This window comes from Flavobacterium aerium, assembly GCF_030766725.1.
Taxonomy (GTDB): Bacteria; Bacteroidota; Bacteroidia; order Flavobacteriales; family Flavobacteriaceae; genus Flavobacterium; species Flavobacterium aerium.
This window is the reverse complement of the sequence record NZ_JARQWR010000037.1, coordinates 1-669: the sequence shown is the minus strand read 5'-3', so window position 1 is coordinate 669 and position 669 is coordinate 1. Positions and strand designations below refer to the sequence as shown.

The following is a 669-nucleotide window of genomic DNA, read 5'->3' as shown; positions in this document are numbered from 1 at the left end:
TTGTAGGTAAAAATGTGGGTGGAACCGATGCTTCTGGAACAACCGGATTACAAAAAGTAGATTACCGCTACAACATTCGAGGTTGGTTGACGGGTATTAACGATGAAGCACCCAATATTGGAAACCCTGGATTAATACTAGGCTCAGGCGACTTATTTGGTTTTAAAATCAATTACAATGCAGTAACAGTAGCGGCCAATGGAATCATTGAATCGTCTGATCAAAGCATGAATGGCGCTGTGAAACCATTGTACAATGGAAATATAGCCGAAACCTTCTGGAGAACCAAGAACGATAATGTATTACGAAAATACGGCTACCGCTATGATGCACTAAACCGTCTGGCCGATGCCTATTACCAAAAACCAGAATATTCTAATCCTACACCGGGATCGTACGATGAGAATTTAAGGTATGATAAAAACGGAAATATCACTACGCTAAAACGCAAAGGAGCCGATGATGGACTTGTTATTAACGGAAACATCATCGATGATTTGGTTTATACCTATTCCGGCAATCAGCTAACCAAAGTATTTGACACCTCCAACAATCCGGCGGGATTCAAGGACGACAGTAACGGTATTACGGATCCAGAAGATGATTATAAATATGATGCCAATGGTAATTTGATTCGCGATGATAATAAAGAAATTAAAACGATTTTTT

At 39.6% G+C, this 669-nt stretch carries 1 pseudogene; it reads left to right on the top strand.

Going from position 1 to position 669, the window contains the following annotated elements:
* Positions 1 to 669, top strand: a pseudogene (locus P6733_RS18070) (hypothetical protein); the annotation flags it as partial.